Below are 19955 nucleotides of genomic sequence, written 5' to 3'. Positions count from 1 at the left end.
CCGGGATGACGGCGGTGGCGGCCCCGCGGCGAGCGGTGCCCACCGCCGTGCAGGGGTGGAAGTCGTGGCCGGGGCGGATCGCGAGCCTGTGGCGGCGGTCGCTGCGGTTCCGGACGATCCTCGTCACGCTCGGGCTGACGGCCCTGACGATCCTGATCGCGTGTGTCTGGATGGCCTTGGCGATTCAGAACGACCTGTTCCAGTCACGCCTCCGGCAGGCCCTCACCTCCGCCCAGCGGGCCACCGTCGCCGCGCAGATCCGGTTGGACGCCTCGGCCGAGACGGACGATCCCGTCACCGTGCAGAACCTCATGAACAGCGTGCTCCAGACGCTGTCGCAGCAGTCCGGTGCCGACGCCTTCGCGTCGTACCGGATCGATACGGATGCCTCGTCCCTCGCGCCGCAGAACGTCGACTCGGTCGGATTCGACCGCACCCTCGTGACCCCCGAGTTGCGCGAACTGGTGCGCTCCAGCGGTGAGGCTCAGTGGTGGCAGTCGGTCGGGTTGCGCACCGGGGACGCCGTGGGTCCCGGCATCCTGGTCGGCCAGCAGCTCGACGTGCGCGGGGTGGGTCCCTATGAGCTGTACCTCGCGTACAACCTGGATGCTGCGTCGGCCACCCTCACATTCGTGCAGGCGATGCTGTGGGTGGTGGGGCTGGTGCTGGTCGCGCTCATCGGCGGCATCACCTGGTTCGCGCTGCGGTCCGTGACCGTCCCCATCGGGGAGGCGGCCGAGACGAGCGCGCAGCTCGCCGCCGGCGACCTCGCGGTGCGCCTCCCGGTGCGCGGCGACGACGAGCTGGCGGTGCTCGGCCGCTCGTTCAACGCGATGGCAGACAGCATCGAGTCGCAGATCAAAGAGCTGGCTGAGCTCTCCCTCGTGCAGCAGCGCTTCGTCTCCGACGTCTCGCACGAGCTGCGCACGCCGTTGACGACCATCCGGCTGGCCGCCGACATGCTGAACGATCAGCGCGACGGCTTCGACCCCGCCACCGCACGGGCCGCCGAGCTGATGCATGCCCAGGTTCAACGATTCGAAACGCTCCTGACCGATCTGCTCGAGATCAGCCGATACGACGCGGGATCGGTGCAGCTCGAACTCGAACCCACCAGCCTCGCGCACCTCGCCGAGGACGTCATCGGATCGATGCACCAACTCGCGGAACGGCACGGGTCGGAAGTGCGTCTGCTGGCACCGGGTGGACACTCGCTGGTGGAGATGGACGCGCGCCGCGTCCGCCGCATCGTGCGCAACCTCCTCGGCAACGCCATCGAGCACGGCGAGGGGCGCCCCATCGTCCTCACCGTCGACAGCGACCAGAACGCGGTGGCGCTGGGCGTGCGCGACTTCGGACTGGGGATGCGCCCGGAGGAGGTCGAGCACGTGTTCGACCGCTTCTGGCGAGCCGATCCGTCCCGCACACGCACAATCGGCGGGACGGGCCTGGGCCTGTCGATCGCCCTGGGCGACGCGCGACTGCACGGGGGCCGGCTGGAGGTGTGGTCCGAGCTCGGACGCGGATCGCACTTCGTCCTGACACTGCCGCGTCGCGGCGGAGACCCCGCCGGGCCGTCTCCGATCCCGTTGGATGCCGACGAAGACGCTGCAACGCTGGAGGCGCTGGGTCTCACTCAGCCGATCGAGGTTCCCGGGGGCGGGTCATGAGGCGCCTGGCCGCCGTGGCCGCCGCCGCACTCGTGCTCCTCCTCACCGCGTGTGCCGGGTTGCCGAGCTCCGGCGCGGTGTATCCAGGGCGTTCCCCCGTCGACGTCCAAGCCGATCCCGACATCCTCTTCGTCCCCGACGAGCCGCAGCCCGGTGCGTCGCCGGAGGACATCATCACCGGGTTCATCCGCGCCGGTTCGGGACCGCAGGATTCTTGGGCGACCGCGCGGCTGTTCCTCTCCGACTCCTTCGCGCGGGAGTGGAACCCCCTCACGACGGTCACCGTCGACCGCCTTCGGGATCGCTCGGCGCCCACCGCGCCGGTCGACGGGGTCAGCACCGTGGAGATCACCCCGACCGGGCTCGTGGACTCCGAGGGCGCCTACGCTCCCCAGAGCGGCGGTTCGGCCACCCTGAGCTTCACTCTCGTGCAGGAGGACGATCAGTGGCGCATCTCGGAAGCGCCCGACGGCATCGTCCTGTTCGAGGAGACGTTCCGGAGCGTCTTCAGCTCGGTCTCGCTGGCGTACTTCGACCCGTCGTGGCAGTTCCTCGTTCCGGATGTCCGCTGGTTCCCCCGCACGAATCTGGCGACGTATGTGGCCGGTGCATTGATCGACGGGTCGCCGAGCCCGTGGCTGTCGGGCTCGGTGGTGACGGCTTTCCCCGAAGACGTCGAGACGGCTGCGCGCGCGGTGCCTCTGCCCGATGGGGTGGCGCAGGTCGATCTCTCCGGCGCTGCCCTGCCTCTCGGGCAGAACGTTCTGGATCGCATGCAGGCGCAGCTCGAGGCGTCGCTGCGGACGGCGGGTGTCACGAGCGTCCAGATGACCGCGAACGGTTCGCCCCTGGAGGCGCGCGCCGCCCAGACGCGTCCCACCCGGGTGGATGCCCAGTCGCTGGTGGAGCTGGCCGACGGGCGTTTCGGCTTCCTCGACGGCGAGGTCGTTGAGCCCGTCGAGGGCTTGTCGCAGGCGGTGGAGTCCGTGGATGCCGCGGCGGTCGAGGTGTCGGGCGACCTGGAGATGGCGGCGGTGCTCACAGCTTCGGGTGCCGCCGTGCGTGCCGGCGCGGACGCGACGACTGCCCTCCTCGACGAGCGCCCGGGACTGCTGGCTCCCACGATCGATCCCTTCGGGGTGGTGTGGGCCGTGCCCCGTGACCAGCCGTCGGCCGTCAGGGCGTACCCGACGGACGGCACCGCCGTGCCGGTCGAGTCGGCGTGGCTGCAGGCGGCGGCGATCTCGGCTCTGCAGGTCTCCCGCGACGGCGCGCGCGTCGCCGCAGCCGTGACCGTGCGCGGCCACACCGAGCTCTGGGTCGCCGGCATCAGGCGTACCGCGGAGGGAGCGAGCATGGCGCTGGGGGAGCCGCAGTCCGTCGCCACGGTCATGGGGGACGCGGCCGGCCTCGCCTGGCTGGACGACACGACCCTCGGCCTGCTGGTCCGGGCGGGCGGAGAAGTGTCGCTGCGTGAGCAGCCGGTGGGTGGCCCCGGCACGGATCTGACGATTCCCGCCGGAGTCTCCTCCGTGACCGGCGGCAACTCGAGTGCGCGGTTGCTGACGAGTGACGATGTCCTCTACGTGCGGCAGGGCCCGACGTGGCAGCAGCTCGCCGCAGATGTCCGGGTTCTCGCCGGGCAGCAGGGGATGCCCTAGCCCTCCTGCACAACGAGGCTGCGTGCGCGGTCATCCACCGATATCACCGGCGCGCGCGGGTGGCCCGGTGATACCGGCAGGCTGCGCGTATGGACCTGGCCCCGATGCGGCAGGCGCTCGCCGAGGCGCTAGCGTTCGTGCTGCCCGTCGAGTGCGCCGGATGCGGCGCATCCGACGTCGCGCTGTGTGACGTGTGCCGTGCGCAGCTGAGCGCCGCGCCCGCGCTTCGACGCCTGGACGGATTGCCAGTGCGCAGTGCGCTGGTCTACGACGGGACGGTGGCGCGGGTGATCCGTGCGCTCAAGGAGCAGGGCCGGACGTCGCTCGCGCGGCCGCTGGGGGCCGCGCTGCGCGACAGTGCCGCCTCGTGGGACCTCACCGACGTGACGGTGGTCGCCGTGCCCACCTCGGCGGCCGCGATGCGGCGGCGGGGCTACCGCGTGGCCGAACTCCTGGCCCGTCGCGCCGGCTGGCGGCCCGAACGCCTCCTTCAGGTGGGGCGGCGCACCGCCGACCAGCGGACCCTCGGCCGCACCGCCCGGGCCTCGAATGTCGCGGGCAGCATGCGCGCGCCGCGACCGATCGAGCGCCGTGTCCTCCTCGTCGACGATGTCGTCACCACCGGGGCGACGCTGCGCGAGGCCGACCGCGCCCTCCGCGCCGCGGGCGCCGAGGTGATCGGCGCGGTGACCGTGGCCGCGACACCGCGGCGGATTCTACGCGTCCGTGACACATCCGCCATTCCCCCGTGACACTTCCCGGAGACGCGGCTACCGTTGGGGGGACACAAGGCGACGGAGAGTCCGTCCTTGGCACCGTGAAACCCGGAACAGGGCGGACCCGGAACAAGGAGGTAACGGATGGACACGAGCATCGTCGGCGTAGGGGTTGGTATCACCGACCGCTTCCGCAGTGTCGTCGAGGAGAAGGCCGCCCGCATCGAGCACCTCTGTCCCCGGGCCGGGGTTCTCGAGGTGAAGGTCACGCACCGGGCTCACCACAACGGGCACATGGAAGACGACACGGTCGAACTGACCCTGTCCAGCAAGGGCCCGGTCGTCCGGGCTGAAGCGACAGACGCCGACAAGTTCGCTGCGCTCGACCTCGCGGTCGACAAGCTCAGCGAGCAGCTGCGGCGCGCGAAGGAGAAGCGCGTCGACAATCGGAACCATCCGCGAGGCGCGAAGTTCGAAAAGGGCACCGGGTCGCTGCAGGGCATCGACGTCGAACCGGCTTCGGTCGATGTTCTCCGGGCCGTGGCCACGGGGCAGATTCCCGTCATCGGCTCTGGCGACGACGAGCCCTACACCCCGGTGGTCATTCGCACGAAGCAGTTCGAGGCGGAGTGGATGACCGTCGAGGAGGCCGTCGACCGGATGGAGCTCGTCGGCCACGACTTCTTCCTCTTCATCGACGCGCGCACCGACCACCCGAGCGTCGTCTACCGCCGCAAGGGCTGGGACTACGGTGTGATTTCCCTCGAGACTGCCGCTCCGCCCGCCGCGAGGGTCGCTTCGTAGGCACCCCGCACGCGCACGAGAACCCCCGCTTCGGCGGGGGTTCTCTCGTTGAGTCGCCAACAAACGCGCGATTTTCGCGCGCGGGGCGACGGTTGCTGGCGAGTCGACGGGTGGGGGGTGGTGGGGAGCGGGTCAGCCGTCGAAGATGTCGCCCAGCAGCGAGCCGATGACGAGGCCGCCGAGGATGCCGCCGCCCATGCCGCCGCCACCCATGCCGCCCATGCCGCGCCCGCCACCACGGCCGCCCCAGCCGCCGTTGTTCCAGTCGTCGGGGCGGGAGGAGTCGATGTCCTGCTGCGCCAGCTGCAGTGCTTCGCTCGCCAGAGCGCCTGCGCGTCGTGCGACGGCCTGGGCCGCTTCGCGGTCGTCCTCGGGGATCGGACCCAGCGGGATCTCGCCCCTCAGCCGCTCGGCCTCGGCCAGCCGCGTGCGCGCGTCGGCCCCGATCCACCCGCGATGCCCGGCGATGACGCTCCGTGCGACGGAGATCTGGCGGTCCGCGTCATCGACCATATGCCGCACGTGCGCCTCGGAGATCACCGGACGCGCCGCCCGCTCGCGGGCCACATCCAGCGCCGCGTTCGCGGTACGCAAGCGGGAGAGCGCGCCGAAGGGGTCGTCCTTCGCGGCATTCGCGGGCAGGGAGGCCAGTGCCGCCTCGAGCTCCGCCATCGCCGTGGTGACGGTGGGGGTCATCGGGCCGTTTCGCGCCTCGACCAGGTCGCTGCGAGAGTCGTCGATGACGGCAGCGAGTGTGGATTCGGCGCGGAGCGCCTCGATCTCGAACGCGTCCACCGCGTCGAGGAGGGACTCGGCTCGGCGCACGGCCTCCGTTGCCGCTTCCAGCGCGACCGATGCCTGTTCCCGCTGGCCGGCCTCCCGTCGGCGCTGCGAGACGTCGGCGGAGTGGACGGCGAAGTCGAGGAGCTGGTCGGCCTCGTCGGGGTTGCCGTTGATCTGTCGGAGAGCCGAGGCGCTGTACCGGCCGGAAAGGCGAGCCACCGCCTCACGCGCGTTCGGGACACGCTCCTCCAGTCGCGCGCGGTCGGTGCGGATGCGCTGCAGGATCTCGGGCGCCCGGCGCACCGCCTCGATCGCGGGCTGCAGCGCGGTCGTCCGCTCCTCGAGGAGGTCTTCCGCCCATTCGCACAGCTGGATGATGCGGGCGTTACGCGTCCGGAGTTCTTCCGGTGTGTCGGGGATGTGGTCGTGGTTCAGCTGGTGCAGCTGGAACGCTTCGCTCATGTGCGTGCGCACGGCCGTCAGCGCGGAACGCAGATCAGCCGTGCGGACGTCGCCGAGCTCGGCGACGGCGAAATCCAGCTCGTCGGACGTCAGCCGGATGCGCTCATCGGCCGCGACCAGCGCGAGCTCCGCCCTCTTCGCGAGGTCGGCGTCCGCCGCATCCTGCTCTTCACGCTTGCGCTTACCCCAGAACCCGGCCATGACTCCGATCCTAGGAGTCGCGGAGCATAGGTGTGCCGCGTGTTCGCTGAGCGCGCTTCGGTCGGGGCGTTCGCAGGGTCTTCCGAGGTCACGAACGGATAACATGGCACGGTATGCCTGCGTGCAGGCGGGCGCCGTGTGCGAGTCGCACAGCGCCGAACCCGACAGATGGGAATTGCTCCGTGGCCAATCCTCTCGAAAGACTGCTCCGTGCCGGAGAGGGCCGGATCATCCGGCGCCTGCAGCAGGTGGTCAAGGCCGTCAACGCGCTGGAAGAGGACTACTCGCACCTCACCGACGACGAACTGCGCGGCGAGACCACCGAGTTGCGCGCGCGCTTCGAAGCGGGGGAGAGCCTCGACCGCCTCATGCCGGAGGCTTTCGCAGCCGTCCGCGAGGCCGCTCAGCGCACCCTCGGCCAGCGCCCGTACGACGTCCAGATCATGGGTGGTGCGGCGCTTCACCTGGGCAACATCGCCGAGATGAAGACCGGTGAGGGAAAGACGCTGACGGCGACGTTCGCGGTGTATCTCAACGCCATCGCCGGCCAGGGCGTGCACGTCATCACGGTGAACGACTACCTCGCGACCTACCAGTCCGAGCTCATGGGACGCGTGTACCGCGCCCTCGGAATGTCCACCGGCGTCATCGTGTCGGGGCAGACGCCCGAGGTCCGCCGCGCGCAGTACGCCGCCGACATCACGTACGGCACGAACAACGAGTTCGGCTTCGACTATCTGCGCGACAACATGGCCTGGCGCAAGGAAGACCTCGTACAGCGGGGCCACTACTTCGCCATCGTCGACGAGGTCGACTCGATCCTCATCGACGAGGCGCGTACGCCGCTGATCATCTCCGGCCCGTCCTCCGGGGAGGCGAACCGCTGGTTCGCCGAATTCGCCAAGATCGCCCGCACGCTCGAGGCGGGCGTGGACTACGAAGTGGACGAGAAGAAGCGCACGATCGGCGTACTCGAACCGGGCATCGAGAAGGTCGAGGACTACCTCGGCATCGAGAACCTCTACGAGTCGGCCAACACCCCGCTCATCTCGTTCCTGAACAACTCCATCAAGGCGCTCGCGCTGTTCAAGCGCGACACCGACTACGTCGTGATGAACGACGAGGTCATGATCGTCGATGAGCACACCGGCCGCATCCTCGTCGGACGCCGCTACAACGAAGGCATCCACCAGGCCATCGAGGCCAAGGAAGCCGTACCCGTCAAGGCGGAGAACCAGACCCTCGCCACGGTCACCCTGCAGAACTACTTCCGCCTCTACGACAAGCTCGCCGGCATGACCGGTACCGCCGAGACCGAGGCGGCCGAGTTCATGTCGACCTACAAGCTCGGCGTCGTTCCGATCCCGACGAACAAGCCGATGATCCGTAAGGACCAGTCCGACCTCGTCTACAAGAACGAGACCGCCAAGTTCGGGCAGGTCGTCGAAGACATCGCCGAGCGTCACGCCACCGGCCAGCCTGTCCTCGTCGGCACCACCAGCGTGGAGAAGAGCGAGTACCTGTCGCGACTCCTCGCGAAAAAGGGCGTCAAGCACGAGGTCCTCAACGCCAAGAACCACGCCCGCGAGGCGGAGATCGTCGCCCGCGCGGGGCGCCTGGGCGCCGTGACCGTCGCCACGAACATGGCCGGTCGCGGAACCGACATCATGCTCGGCGGCAACGCGGAGTTCCTCGCCGTCCAGGAGCTCAAGGCCAAGGGCCTCGATCCGGTGGAAACACCCGAGGCCTACGAGTCCGAATGGGATGAGGCCTACTCACGAGTCCGCGAGGTCGTGGCCGAGGAGGGTGCCAAGGTCGTCGAAGCCGGCGGCCTGTACGTGCTCGGCACGGAGCGGCACGAGTCCCGCCGCATCGACAACCAGTTGCGTGGTCGCTCGGGCCGCCAGGGAGACCCGGGAGAGAGCCGGTTCTACCTGTCGCTCACCGACGACCTCATGCGACTGTTCCAGTCGGGTGCGGCCGAAGCCATCCTGGCCCGGGCGAACTTCCCCGACGACGTGGCCATCGAGTCGGGCATGGTGTCGCGCGCGATCAAGAGCGCCCAGTCCCAGGTCGAGGCGCGCAACGCCGAGCTGCGGAAGAACGTCCTGAAGTACGACGACGTCCTCAACCGTCAGCGCGAGGCGATCTACGCCGATCGCCGCCACATCCTGCAGGGTGACGACATCGCCGACCGGGTGCAGCACTTCATCGAAGATGCCATTTCCGCGGTGATCGACGACCACACCGGCAGTGGGCACACCGAGAGCTGGGACTTCGACGCGCTCTGGACCGAACTGAAGACGCTCTATCCGGTGGGTGTGACCATCGATGAGGTCGTCGCCGAGGCAGGTTCCCGCGGGCGCATCACCCCCGAAGGGCTCAAGCGGGAGATCCTCTCCGACGCCCGCATCGCCTACGCCAAGCGCGAGGAGCAGCTGGGCGAGCAGGCCGTGCGCGAACTCGAGCGCCGCGTGGTGCTTCAGGTGCTCGACCGCCGCTGGCGCGACCACCTGTACGAGATGGACTACCTCAAGGACGGTATCGGCCTGCGGGCGATGGCGCAGCGCGATCCGCTGATCGAGTATCAGCGCGAGGGCTACCAGATGTTCCAGGCGATGATGGGGCAGATCAAGGAAGAGTCGGTCGGCTACCTGTTCAACCTCGAGGTCGAGGTCCGCCGTGTCGACGGCGAGCAGGCCGCTCAGGTCGAGGCCAAGGGCTTGGCCGCCGGACCGAGCGAGGCACAGCGGCTCGAGTACTCCGCGGCGAACGACGCCGGGGAGGTCGAGGTGCGCAACGACCGCGGGCAGGTGCAGCAGGGTGCCACGAGCCGCCTGCGGCAGGCTGCAGCGGCGGCCGGAGCCGCCCCCGCCGCTGCTGCCCCGGGAGGCGCTCCCGCGCGTACCGCCGAGGCTCCGCGTGGTGCCTTCGGGCAGCGCACGGACGGCGCCGCACCGGCCGCACCCGCCGCCAACCGCGCTCAGCGCCGCGCTGCCGACAAGAAGAAGTAGCCTCCGTGGCGTCGCACGCACAAGATGCGGCGACGCCACGGGAGCGCGATTGGACCGCCGTCCGCGGCGGACCGCGCCCCGACGGCGGAGATATCCTGATCCGATGAGCCCGCTGCGCCCCCTCGACCAGTCCTCGAAGCTGAAGGATGTCCTCTACGAGATCCGCGGGCAGGCACTGGTCGAGGCAGACCGGCTCGAGGCCGAGGGCCACAGCATCCTCAAGCTCAATACCGGCAATCCGGCGATCTTCGGGTTCGAGGCGCCGTTCCAGATCGTCCGCGACATGATCGAGGCGGTGCCCAACGCCCACGGCTACAGCGACAGCCGGGGGATCATGTCGGCCCGCCGCGCCGTGGTCTCGCGCTACGAGCAGGTTCCGGGATTCCCCCTGCTCGACCCCGACGACGTCTATCTCGGCAACGGCGTGTCCGAGCTCATCACCATGACGATGCAGGCGCTGCTGGATGAAGGGGACGAGGTGCTCATCCCCGCGCCGGACTACCCGCTGTGGACCGCCATGACGAGCCTGGGCGGTGGCACCCCGGTGCACTACCTCTGCGACGAGCTGAACGAGTGGCAGCCCGACCTGGAGGACATCCGTGCGAAGGTCACCCCGCGCACGAAGGCGATCGTGGTGATCAACCCGAACAACCCCACCGGAGCGGTGTATTCGCGCGAGGTGCTGGAGGGCATCGCGCAGATCGCGCGGGAGAACTCGCTCCTGATCCTCTCCGACGAGATCTACGACCGCATCCTGTTCGATGACGCCGTGCACATCCCGATGGCCGTGGTGGCTCCCGACCTGCTGTGCCTCACCTTCAACGGACTGTCCAAGACCTACCGCGTCGCGGGGTTCCGCTCCGGCTGGCTCGTGATCTCCGGCCCCAAGGACCACGCCCAGGGGTTCATCGAGGGCATCACGCTGCTGGCATCCACGCGGCTGTGTCCCAATGTCCCGGCACAGCACGCCGTCCAGGCGGCGCTCTCGGGTGTGCAATCGATCGACGCCCTGATCGCGCCCTCGGGGCGCCTCCTCGAGCAGCGCGACGCCGCGTGGGAGAGCCTCGAGGCGATCCCAGGGGTTTCGTGCGTCCGGCCGCGCGGGTCGCTGTACGCCTTCCCCCGCTTCGACCCGGAGGTGTACGAGATTCCCGACGACGGGAAGTTCGTCTACGACTTCCTCGTCGCCGAGCACGTGCTGCTCGTGCAGGGGACCGGGTTCAACTGGCCGACTCCTGACCACGTCCGCATCGTGACTCTGCCGGAGTCGCGCGTCCTCACCGATGCGATCGAACGCCTCGGGAACTTCCTGTCCTCGTACCGCCCCTAGCCGCGGCCGCGAGAAACGACATTCCGGGCGAGACGGCACGCGTCGCGCCGTTTCTGGTCCGGAATGTCGTTTCTCGTGAGGATGCGGCGGCGGGGCGTAGCCTTTCGGCATGGCGATCGAACTGAACCAACCCGCCCTGCGTCACGCGCGTGCGCTCATCCGCGACGGCAAGGTCGTCCGCGACGAGCGGGACGACTGGTCGGAGGCAGCGCCCAGCGCTGCTCAGGAGAATTCGTTCATCGAGAAAGAGGGCTGGACGGAGTATTCGCACTGGCACCTCGGCATCGACAAGGGCGAGAACCGGGAGACGAAGGGGGCGTACTCCTTCCCGTTCGGGGACTTCTCGAAGGTGCACCGCTCCGGCGTGATCTCCGGTGAGAGCCGCGCCGGTCAGTACGATCACGACGAGATCCGCGACGCGCTCCGTTCCCTTCTCGAGCTCATCGACGGCGACTGAGGCCCGCGGGAGTTAGAGCAACGCGAGGGATGTCGCCCGCCAGCGCCGATCGATACCCTGCAGGCGGACGGCGATCGCGCGGGTGCGCGCGGGGGAGGCGACGATGACCACGGCTTCGACGATCCCATCCGCCGGGACGCACGTGCGTACGGACACGATGGCGTGCACCGGCCGCGTTGCGGGAACTCCCCGCGCGCTGCGCGCCCGCGTGGCGAGGTTGGCACGGGTCAGCAGCACCCGGTAGGCGTCTTCGGTCAGCCAGCGCGCGAGCTGTTCGATCTCGCGGACCCCGGCGAGCACCTCGAGCACGCCGCGGGTGAGGTTGCGGATCAGCGGTTCCGGATCGGGGAGTGCGGCGGAGGAGGTTCGCTGCGGGGCGAAGAACTCGTCCACGTCGGCGGAGCGCACGCTGACGGGGTAGGGGCGGGCAGAGCCGGCCGGGTTGAGTGCCATGGGCGCGCCTATCTCGACAGGGGGGATGTCGCGAAGGGATGGGAATTCCGTGCGACTCAGTAGAGCACACGCGGGCCCGTCACAACAGATTCGGTTCGAGGTGTGGAGAACTTCTGTGCTCCCCGCCACGCGTGCCCTAACCTCGCGCCATGCGCTGGGATCGCTTCTTCGAAGACATCGAGGACCAGCTCGCCTCCGAGTGGGAGGCCGAGCGGGCGGCGCTGGAGACCGAGGCCGAACGCCTGCGTCTTTCCCGGGTCACCCTGCACGAGCGGCTGGCGGCGCTGGCGGCGGCCGACGGCGACCCGGTCGCCGCGGCTTTCGAGCTGCGTGGCGGCACGACCCTGACCGCACCCATCACCGGCCTCGGCGCCGACTGGCTTCTGGCATCGCCGTGGGGATCGCGGTCGGGTGCGGCGCTCATCCCGCTCGAGGCGATCACCGGGATCTCGATGGCCCACGCGCACCTCCTGCGCACGGCGCGCCCCGAGACGGCGACGGCAGGTTCCGCCATCTCCCGACGGGCCACCTTCGGTTTCGCAGTCCGCGACCTGGTCCGGCGGCGCGCCGGCGTGACCGTGCACGGTCAGGACGGACGTTCGGTGACGGGAACCATCGACCGCGCAGGGGTCGATCACCTCGACCTGGCCGTGCATGAGCGTGGTGCGGTGCGCCGCGCGGCCGAGGTCACGGGCTTTCGCATCGTGCCGTTCTCGGCGATCTCATGGATCGGGATCGACGGCACCGGCGACGCTCTGCGCGGCTGACGGCCTCAGTCGCCCCTGGGCACCCGTCCACGCCCCCACAACTCCGGAAAGCTCGCAGCGTTGGACTGCCGCCACAGCGCCATCCGGCGGGCTTCCTCCGCCTGGTCTTCGAGGTAGTCCTCGACGCTGGCCTCTTCCACGCGCCAGCGCGCCGGGCTTCCGACGCGCATACCGCGCAGCCGTCCCTCGTGCACCAGGGTGACCACTTCGTCCACCGACACGTCCAGCAGCTCCGCCACCTGTGCGGGGGCGAGCAGGCGCGTGCCAGAGGACGGGCGGTCGGGCATGTGCCCATTATGACCGGCCCTCGGGACCTCTCGCGCCGCCCCACGGTGCTGTGGATAATCACGGACGCCGGTGCGGGGATCGGAGCACGATGTCGGGATGACCGCGTCCGATCGTCCGCGTACGCGTCCGCGGCCCTTCTGGGGCGACGCGCGATTCCTGCTGGGGGTCCTGCTCGTCGCTGTTTCGGTGGGCGGCGTCTGGTTGGTCGTCGGCGCGGCGCGCCAGACGGCGCCCGTGCTGGCCGCCTCCCGCACGATCGTCCCGGGGGAGACGGTTGCCGCCGATGACTTCCGCACGGTGGATGTGGCGCTGGGCGCCGCCGGTGATGCGTATGTCGGCCCGGGCGCCTTGCCGAAGGGGGCCGTGGCCACCCGCACGATCAGCGAGGGTGAGCTCGTTCCCGCACAGGCCGTGGGCCCGGCCGCCGACTCACGGGTCACGACGGTCGTCATCTCCACGTCGGTCGATGTTCCCGCGACGATCACGTCGGGCACCCGCGTGGAGCTGTGGGTCGCGCCCGCCCTGGAGCGCGATGTGTTCGACACTCCGCGCATCCTCGTCGCCGACGCGACGGTGGCGAGTGTCAGCCGTGATGAGGGGGTGGTCGGCCAGGCCGGCGCGGCGCTGGAGCTCGTGATCCCGCGAGCCGACGTCGCGGCGACGCTCGAGGCGCTTTCGGGCGGCTCATCCCTCTCGGTGGTGCCGGTGGCGGGCGGGGCGCCGTGATCCGCGCGATCGTGGCGGTGGATGCGCCGCGCGGCGAGCATCTCGCGCGGGAGCTGGCCGACGAAGGCGTCGGCGTCGGCGCTGTGGTTCCCGCCGCGGCTGCCGCCGATGCCGTGCGGACGGCGGGGACGGTGGACATCCTGGTCCTGCAGACGGATGCGCGGACGCTCACGGCCGCGGTGATCGCGGACTGCGACGCCCGGGGCATCCGCATCGCCCCGCTCTGCGCCGACGAGCCGGGGCGCCGGATCGCCGCGCGCTTCGGACTGGCCAGCCCGCTTCCGCTGGAGGTCGAGGGGTGGGTGCTCGCCGACGCGCTGACGGTGCCGTCGACCCCCGCCGTGGGGGCAGCGCCCGCGCCCGCGGGGCGCATCGTGTCGGTGTGGGGGCCGCACGGTGCGCCGGGGCGTTCGACCCTCGCCATCGAGCTGGCCGCCGAATTGGCGCGGGGCGAACGGTCGGTCGCTCTCATCGACGCGGATTCCCACGCGCCCTCCCTGGCGTTGTCGCTCGGGCTCGCGGACGAGGGGCCGGGTTTCGCCGCGGCGTGCCGGCAGGCCGAACTGGGCGGGCTGGATGAGGTGGAGCTGACTCGCATCAGCGTGCCGCTGCACATTGCCGGCGGCACCGTGGAGGTTCTCCCCGGGATCAACCGGCCGGGGCGCTGGCCCGAGCTGTCGGAACGTCGCGTGGATGCTGTCCTGACCGCGTGTCGGACGTGGGTCGACACGACCGTGGTCGATGTCGCAGCCTCCCTCGAGCGCGACGAGGAGATCGTCAGCGACTTGGACGGTCCGCGTCGGAACGCCGCGACGTTGGCGGCTCTTCGCACATCGGATCTCGTCGTGGCGGTGTGCGCCGCCGATCCGGTCGGTGTCGCCCGTTTCCTCCGCGCCTACACCGAGCTGCGCGCCGCCATCGGCGCGACGCCTGTGGTCGTGATCGTCAACCGGCTGCGCGCGGGGACGCTGGGGATCGACGCCCGCGGGCAGGTGCGGCGGACGCTGGAGCGGTTCGCCGGAATCGAGGACGTGTGGTTCGTACCGCTGGATCCGCGCTCGGCGGATGCGGCGATGCTCGCCGCCCGCACCGTGGCCGACACCGCGCCGCGCTCGCCGCTTGCCGCGGCGGTGCGGCGTTTCGTCGGGGAGGCGGTGGAGCCCCCTCCGCGAGCCGTGGTCGCCGAGCGCCGCGGGCGGCGCCGCGAACGGCGGGGCGAGCGAACGGCGGTGGCCGGCCTCACTTCAACTTAGGCTGGGGAGGTGTCGACCCTCAGCGAACTCGTCTACGCGCATGGCCGTTCCACCGAGGCCGACGTCGAATGGCTCCACCGGCTCGTCAGCGACGGTCAGCTACTGGCCGACCTCGCCTTCGCCGACATCGTCGTGTGGGTTCCCACACAGGATGACTCGTTCATCGCGGTCGCGCACACCCGGCCCGGGGGCGCCGCGACCCTGTTCTACCGCGACATCGTCGGAGATCGCGTGCGGCCCCAGTGGCGCACGCAGGTGCGCGAAGCCTTCCAGAGCGGCCGCATCGTGGACTCGGCCTCGCCCGACTGGTTCGAGGAGACGCCCACGCGCGTCCGCGCCGTTCCGATCGTGCGCCAGCTCGCGTCACACGGAGCGGAGTCGGTGACGGTGGGGGTCCTCACTCGCCACACGAACCTGGGCGAGACCCGCACGCCCTCCCGTCAACAGATCACGTTCAACGATTGCGCCGATGACCTGTTCGGCATGATCTCCACGGCCGAGTTCCCGGATCTCACGGCCCCCACGGCGCCGCGCCGGGGAGCGCCGCGCGCGTCGGATGGCCTCATCCGCCTGGACGTCGACGGCATCACGACATTCGCGAGTCCGAACGCCCTGTCCGCCTTCAACCGCATGGGGTTCGACGACGAACTCGAGGGGGAGTCGCTCGTCGAAGTCACGACGCGGATCCTGCCCTCCAAACGACAGGTGGACGAGTCGCTCCCGGTCGTGGTCACCGGCCGCGCACCATGGCGCGCGGACATCGAGGCGCGGGGCGTGCAGGTATCCCTGCGCACCATCCCCCTTCGCGAACGCGGCAGGCGCATCGGAGCGATCGTGCTGTGCCGCGACGTCACCGAGATCCGTCACCAGGAGCAGGAGCTCCTGACCAAGGACGCCACGATCCGCGAGATCCACCACCGGGTGAAGAACAACCTCCAGACGGTGGCATCGCTGCTGCGGATCCAGGCCCGGCGCACGCACTCCGAGGAAGCGCGCGAGGCGTTGACGCAGGCGATGCGGCGGGTCTCGGCGATCGCGGTCGTGCACGACACGCTGTCGGAGGGCCTGGCGCAGAACGTCGACTTCGACGAAGTGTTCGCCCGCGTGCTGAAGCTGGTCGCGGAGGTGGCAGCGGCGCCGAACACGCGTGCGCGCACCCGATCGACCGGCCGGTTCGGTACGCTGCCCAGCGAATACGCCACGCCTCTTGCCCTCGCGCTGACCGAACTGGTCACCAACGCGGTCGAGCACGGGCTCGCCGGTCAGGAGGGCGATGTGGAGATCTCGGCGGTGCGCACCGACGAGCTCCTCGAAGTTCGCGTGCGGGACACGGGCGTCGGACTGCCCGAAGGACAGGTGGGCCGCGGACTCGGAACGCAGATCGTCCGCACGCTCATCCAGGGCGAGCTGGGCGGCACGATCGACTGGCACACGCTCGTGGGAAGTGGCACCGAAGTGACGATCGAGATCCCGATGCGTTACATCGACCGATCAGAGGCCTGAGGATGCGCCGGGGGAGCGCCCTCCGGGCCTGGGAAGCGCTTCGTCTCGGCGCGCCGACGGCGCGCTCACTCAGCCGTTCAGCCGCAACGCGCCAGGGCCGCCGCGCGGCGCTGACACGTTCCGACTCATGACGCGCGGCGCGCGCGGGCGGCGCGGCGCTTCAGCGCGCGGCGCTCGTCTTCGGAAAGTCCGCCCCACACGCCCGAATCCTGACCGGACTCGAGGGCGTACTGCAGGCAGATCTCGGTGACGGTGCACCGGGCGCAGACGGACTTGGCCTTCTCGATCTGGTCGACCGCGGGGCCGGTGTTCCCCACGGGGAAAAACAGCTCGGGGTCGACGGTCAGGCAGGCAGCTTTGTCGCGCCAATCCATGGTGGTGCTCCTTGATGGAAGTGAGTCAGATCCCGGACTCGGGTGTCCGATACTCTGGTGGGAGATGCAAGCTTTTCGCTCGCCCCACTTCGCTGTGGGAGCACACGGCTTTGTATATCGTCCCATAGGCAACCAGACCGATCAAGAGGTAAGCGGCAGGTTTCCAGCTCGTTACCAGGCTCCCGCGTGCCCTGAACCCGACAGGAGTCCCCCATGCCCGTCCGCCTGATCGCCGCAGCCGTGCTCGCCCTCGAGGCGGTCGGGGTGGTCGTGCTTCTGGTGTGGCAGGTCGCCGCGCTGCTTTCCGGCGACACCCTCTCCGTGGCCAGCGCCGTCGCGCTGGCGGTCCTCACCCTCGTGGGAGCGGTCGCAGTGGCGGGGTTTTCCATCGCCACGGCTCGAGGTCGATCGCTGGGACGCTCCGGCGGCATCGTCGTCCAGGCGCTCATCCTCGCCGTGGCGCTGGGCGAACTGGCGGGCGAGAACGCGAACCCGGCTCTGGCGGCGCTGATCGCCGCCCCGGCGGTGCTCGGCGGGGTGGCGTTGTTCCTCGCCGTGCGGGACGCCGGGCGGGAAGCCGGCGGACGCGAGGCGTCCTGACGGATGCTGCGGCTCAGGCCGCGTCGACGCCGAGCGTCTTCCGCAGCCGGGCCACGTGACCGGTGGCCTTGACGTTGTACTGGGCGTGCTGGATGACCCCGTCCTCGTCGATGACGAAGGTCGAGCGGAGCACTCCTTCCACCGTCTTGCCGTAATTCTGCTTCTCGCCCCACGCGCCGTACGCGTCATGCGCAGCATGATCGGGGTCGCTGAGGAGCGGAAACGCCAGTCCGTCGCGCTCGCGGAACTCGCGGAGCTTGGCCGGCTGGTCTCGCGAGACGCCGAGGACGGTGTAGCCCGCACCCTGGAGCGATCCCAGGCTGTCCCGGAAGTCGCAGGCCTGGGTGGTGCACCCGGGCGTCATCGCCGCCGGATAGAAGTACACGATCACGCGGCGGCCGCGGAAGTCGGAGAGCGAAACGGCATGGTCGTCCTGATCCTGGAGGGTGAAATCGGGTGCTGCGGCGCCGGGCTCGAGAGTACTCACCCCTCCACCCTATGAGTCGTGAACGTCATGAGCAGCCGCTGCAGCGAATCCAGACGGGCCGCACCACCGGGACCGAGGCGCCCCTCGGCGACGGCTTCCGCCATCGCGCAGTCCGGGGCATCCGGGAGATGGGTGCACCCGCGCGGGCATTCCTTGGCGATCTCGGCGAGGTCGGTGAACGCACCCAGGATGTTCGCCGGGTCGACGTGACCCAGACCGAACGACCGTACGCCCGGCGTGTCGATGACCCAGCCGGCGCCGCCGGGGCCGCGATAGCGGAACGACACGGTCGAGGATGACGTGTGCCGGCCGCGGCCCGTGACCTCGTTGACGTGGCCGATCGCACGCTCGGATCCCGTGAGGGCGTTCACCAGCGTGGACTTGCCCACGCCGGAATGACCCACGAAGACCGTCGAGTGCCCCACGAGAGCGGCGCCGATCCGCTCCAGCGGCACGTTGTCCGGCGCGCTGGTGAAGACCTCGAGGTCGAGCCCCTCGAAGTGCCCGAGGAACGCGGTCGGGTCGGCGAGGTCGGTCTTGGTGACCACGAGCAACGGGCGGATGCCGGCATCCAGGGCCGCGACGAGATAGCGGTCGACGAGCCGGGCGCGAGGCTCGGGGTCGGCGGCGGCCACGACGATGAGCATCTGATCGGCGTTGGCGACGATCACCCGTTCGACCTGGTCGGTGTCGTCGGCGCTGCGGCGCAGCAGCGACGTGCGCTCCTCGATGCCGATGATGCGGGCGAGGCTCCCCTCGGCGCCGGATGTGTCGCCCACCACGCGGGCGCGGTCGCCGTTGACGATCGGCTGCTTGCGTAGCTCCCGGGCGCGGGTCGCGGTGATGCGTCGCTCATCGGGGCCGTCCTCGTCGACGAGCACGGCGTAGCGACCCCGGTCCACCCCCAGTACGCGGGCGATGACCGCGTCGGCGTGGGCGGGTCGCCGCTTCGTGCGGGGGCGGTTGCCCTTCGGGTTCGGCCGAACGCGCACGTCGGTCTCGTCGAGGTCGTCGTCGTCCTCGGCTTCGAAGTCTTCGAGCCAGCTCATCGTCGTCGGCCGCGTCAGCGACCCTCCCGCATCCCCTGCCACAGCGACACGAACTGCGGCATCGTCTTGGCGGTCGTGCCGATGTCATCGATCCGCACGCCGGGGACACGCAGTCCGATGAGTGCTCCGGTGGTCGCCAGACGGTGGTCGTGGTAGGCCTTCCACACCCCGCCGTGCAGCGGCCGTGGGACGACGCGGATGCCGTCGGCCAGCTCGTGAGCTTCGCCTCCGAGGGCGCGGAGGTTGGCCACGAGCGCCGCGATGCGGTCGGTCTCGTGTCCGCGGATGTGACCGATGCCGTAGAGCGTCGTGGGGCCCTGGGCGAAGGCGGCGAGCCCGAACAGCGTCGGGGCGAGTTCCCCGGCGGCGGAGAGATCGAGGTCGATGCCCTCGATCGCGTCACCGGCGGTGACGGTCAGGTTGGTCGAGCGGCGAACCACTTTCGCCCCCATCTCGGCGAAGATCTCCATGAGCAGCGCTCCGGGCTGCGTCGAGTGCAGCGGCCAACCCGGCACGGTCACCTGGCCGCCGGTGACCATCGCGGCGGCCAGGAAGGGCGCGGCGTTGGAGAGGTCGGGCTCGATCGCGATGTCCTTCGCCCGGACGGGGGCGGGCGGCACGATCCACTCGCCGGGGGCGGGCCGCTCCACGTGGACGCCGCGGTGGCCGAGCGACTCGACGGTCATGTCGATGTGCGGGATGCTCGGGAGGCGCGGACCGACGTGGCGCAGGTGCAGTCCCACGTCGAACCGGGGGGCGGCCAGAAGCAGGCCGGAGACGAACTGGCTCGAGGCGCTCGCGTCGATCTCCACCTCTCCGCCGCGCACGTGACCATGGCCGCGGACGGTGAAGGGGAGCGCCCACCGCCCTCCGTCGTCGATGTCGAGGCCGACTTCGCGCAGGGCGGCGATGAGCATTCCCATCGGCCGGTGCAGCGCGCTCTCGTGGGCCGTGAGCGTCACCTCGCCGACAGCGAGTCCGGCGAGCCCTGCGACGAACCGCATGACCGTTCCCGCCTGACCGCAGTCGACCACCACGTCGCCGCGGAAGGGCGCGGACGGGCTGATGCGCAGGTCGTAGCTCTGCAGGTCGCCGCTCGGGACGCGGTTGACGGCCACCCCCAGGGTCGTCAGCGCCTCGACCATGCGCTCGGAGTCGTCGGAGTGCAGCGGGGCGCGCAGTGTGCTGGGCCCCTCGGCGATGGCGGCGAGGATCAGTTCACGGTTCGTCAGCGATTTCGAGCCGGGAATGGTGACGGTCGCGCGCAACGGGCCGGCGGCGACGGGCGCTTCCCATTCACCGCGTGGGGCGGTGGGTGGTGCTTTGGGGGAATAGCCGTCGAAGGTCATCGGTTCCA

The 19955-nt window shown here is 70.3% G+C and carries 19 protein-coding genes; 12 read left to right on the top strand and 7 right to left on the bottom strand.

Features of this window, described 5'->3' with window-relative positions; translation table 11 throughout:
* Positions 1-5: 5 nt before the first annotated feature.
* The 4 genes from mtrB (at position 6) to hpf (ending at position 4851) form a co-directional block, all read left to right on the top strand.
* A complete protein-coding gene (mtrB, locus tag AC4FS1_RS07355) occupies positions 6-1670 on the top strand; it encodes an MtrAB system histidine kinase MtrB (RefSeq protein ID WP_491153774.1) in 1665 nt (554 codons plus the stop codon).
* A complete protein-coding gene (locus tag AC4FS1_RS07350) occupies positions 1667-3331 on the top strand; it encodes an LpqB family beta-propeller domain-containing protein (RefSeq protein WP_491153772.1) in 1665 nt (554 codons plus the stop codon). Before mtrB ends, AC4FS1_RS07350 begins: the two co-directional genes overlap by 4 nt.
* A gap of 89 nt (positions 3332-3420) precedes the next feature.
* Entirely contained in the window at positions 3421-4083 is a 663-nt protein-coding gene (locus AC4FS1_RS07345; protein ID WP_491153770.1) for a ComF family protein, read from the top strand.
* Positions 4084-4191: 108 nt separating this feature from the next.
* Positions 4192-4851, top strand: a complete 660-nt coding sequence (hpf, locus tag AC4FS1_RS07340) for a ribosome hibernation-promoting factor, HPF/YfiA family (protein WP_491153768.1) — start codon at positions 4192-4194, stop codon at positions 4849-4851.
* Between the two features lie 132 nt (positions 4852-4983).
* On the opposite strand, the gene AC4FS1_RS07335 is transcribed toward hpf, so the two are convergent.
* Positions 4984-6297 carry a hypothetical protein gene (locus AC4FS1_RS07335; protein WP_491153766.1) on the bottom strand — a complete coding sequence of 438 codons (1314 nt, stop codon included), beginning with the start codon at positions 6295-6297 and terminating at the stop codon, positions 4984-4986.
* Between the two features lie 182 nt (positions 6298-6479).
* Between AC4FS1_RS07335 and secA the strand changes: the two genes are divergently transcribed.
* The 3 genes from secA (at position 6480) to AC4FS1_RS07320 (ending at position 11098) form a co-directional block, all read left to right on the top strand.
* Positions 6480-9311 (top strand): preprotein translocase subunit SecA, encoded by a 2832-nt coding sequence (secA, locus tag AC4FS1_RS07330; protein ID WP_491153764.1) that lies wholly within the window; start codon positions 6480-6482, stop codon positions 9309-9311.
* Positions 9312-9414: 103 nt separating this feature from the next.
* Entirely contained in the window at positions 9415-10641 is a 1227-nt protein-coding gene (locus tag AC4FS1_RS07325) for a pyridoxal phosphate-dependent aminotransferase (protein WP_491153762.1), read from the top strand.
* Positions 10642-10750: 109 nt separating this feature from the next.
* A complete protein-coding gene (locus AC4FS1_RS07320; protein ID WP_491153760.1) occupies positions 10751-11098 on the top strand; it encodes a hypothetical protein in 348 nt (115 codons plus the stop codon).
* Positions 11099-11110: 12 nt separating this feature from the next.
* Here the strand turns inward: AC4FS1_RS07320 and AC4FS1_RS07315 are convergent, their stop codons facing one another.
* Positions 11111-11551, bottom strand: a complete 441-nt coding sequence (locus AC4FS1_RS07315) for an Rv3235 family protein (RefSeq protein ID WP_491153758.1) — start codon at positions 11549-11551, stop codon at positions 11111-11113.
* A 149-nt stretch (positions 11552-11700) separates the two neighbouring features.
* Between AC4FS1_RS07315 and AC4FS1_RS07310 the strand changes: the two genes are divergently transcribed.
* Entirely contained in the window at positions 11701-12318 is a 618-nt protein-coding gene (locus tag AC4FS1_RS07310; RefSeq protein WP_491153756.1) for a hypothetical protein, read from the top strand.
* A 5-nt stretch (positions 12319-12323) separates the two neighbouring features.
* Here the strand turns inward: AC4FS1_RS07310 and AC4FS1_RS07305 are convergent, their stop codons facing one another.
* Positions 12324-12605, bottom strand: coding sequence for a helix-turn-helix domain-containing protein (locus tag AC4FS1_RS07305; protein WP_491153755.1), 282 nt, complete (start codon positions 12603-12605; stop codon positions 12324-12326).
* A gap of 97 nt (positions 12606-12702) precedes the next feature.
* Here AC4FS1_RS07305 and AC4FS1_RS07300 point away from each other — a divergent pair, with 97 nt between their 5' ends.
* From AC4FS1_RS07300 to AC4FS1_RS07290, 3 genes are read left to right on the top strand one after another with little or no spacing between them, the layout of a single operon-like run.
* Complete coding sequence (locus AC4FS1_RS07300) at positions 12703-13332, top strand: SAF domain-containing protein (protein WP_491153754.1); 630 nt, start codon at positions 12703-12705, stop codon at positions 13330-13332.
* Positions 13329-14585 carry a CpaE/TadZ family protein gene (locus tag AC4FS1_RS07295; protein WP_491153753.1) on the top strand — a complete coding sequence of 419 codons (1257 nt, stop codon included), beginning with the start codon at positions 13329-13331 and terminating at the stop codon, positions 14583-14585. The genes AC4FS1_RS07300 and AC4FS1_RS07295 overlap by 4 nt, the downstream gene beginning before the upstream one ends.
* Before the next feature lie 9 nt (positions 14586-14594).
* A complete protein-coding gene (locus AC4FS1_RS07290; RefSeq protein ID WP_491153751.1) occupies positions 14595-16088 on the top strand; it encodes a sensor histidine kinase in 1494 nt (497 codons plus the stop codon).
* 125 nt (positions 16089-16213) lie between these two features.
* On the opposite strand, the gene AC4FS1_RS07285 is transcribed toward AC4FS1_RS07290, so the two are convergent.
* A complete protein-coding gene (locus AC4FS1_RS07285; protein WP_019182239.1) occupies positions 16214-16462 on the bottom strand; it encodes a WhiB family transcriptional regulator in 249 nt (82 codons plus the stop codon).
* A gap of 213 nt (positions 16463-16675) precedes the next feature.
* Here AC4FS1_RS07285 and AC4FS1_RS07280 point away from each other — a divergent pair, with 213 nt between their 5' ends.
* On the top strand, positions 16676-17062 hold the full coding sequence (locus AC4FS1_RS07280; protein ID WP_491153750.1) for a histidine kinase: 387 nt from the start codon (positions 16676-16678) through the stop codon (positions 17060-17062).
* Positions 17063-17075: 13 nt separating this feature from the next.
* Here AC4FS1_RS07280 and bcp read toward each other — a convergent pair whose 3' ends face one another.
* The 3 genes from bcp to aroA are packed head-to-tail and all read right to left on the bottom strand — an operon-like array spanning position 17076 to position 19947.
* Positions 17076-17549 carry a thioredoxin-dependent thiol peroxidase gene (gene bcp / locus AC4FS1_RS07275; RefSeq protein ID WP_491153748.1) on the bottom strand — a complete coding sequence of 158 codons (474 nt, stop codon included), beginning with the start codon at positions 17547-17549 and terminating at the stop codon, positions 17076-17078.
* Positions 17546-18598, bottom strand: a complete 1053-nt coding sequence (gene rsgA / locus AC4FS1_RS07270) for a ribosome small subunit-dependent GTPase A (RefSeq protein ID WP_491153746.1) — start codon at positions 18596-18598, stop codon at positions 17546-17548. Before rsgA ends, bcp begins: the two co-directional genes overlap by 4 nt.
* 14 nt (positions 18599-18612) lie before the next feature.
* Positions 18613-19947, bottom strand: coding sequence for a 3-phosphoshikimate 1-carboxyvinyltransferase (gene aroA / locus AC4FS1_RS07265; RefSeq protein WP_491153745.1), 1335 nt, complete (start codon positions 19945-19947; stop codon positions 18613-18615).
* Positions 19948-19955 lie beyond the last annotated feature (8 nt).

Source organism: Microbacterium sp. Z12_35 (genome assembly GCF_058310475.1).
Note: the sequence above shows the minus strand (reverse complement) of the source record. Positions and strands in the feature narration are given on the sequence as shown.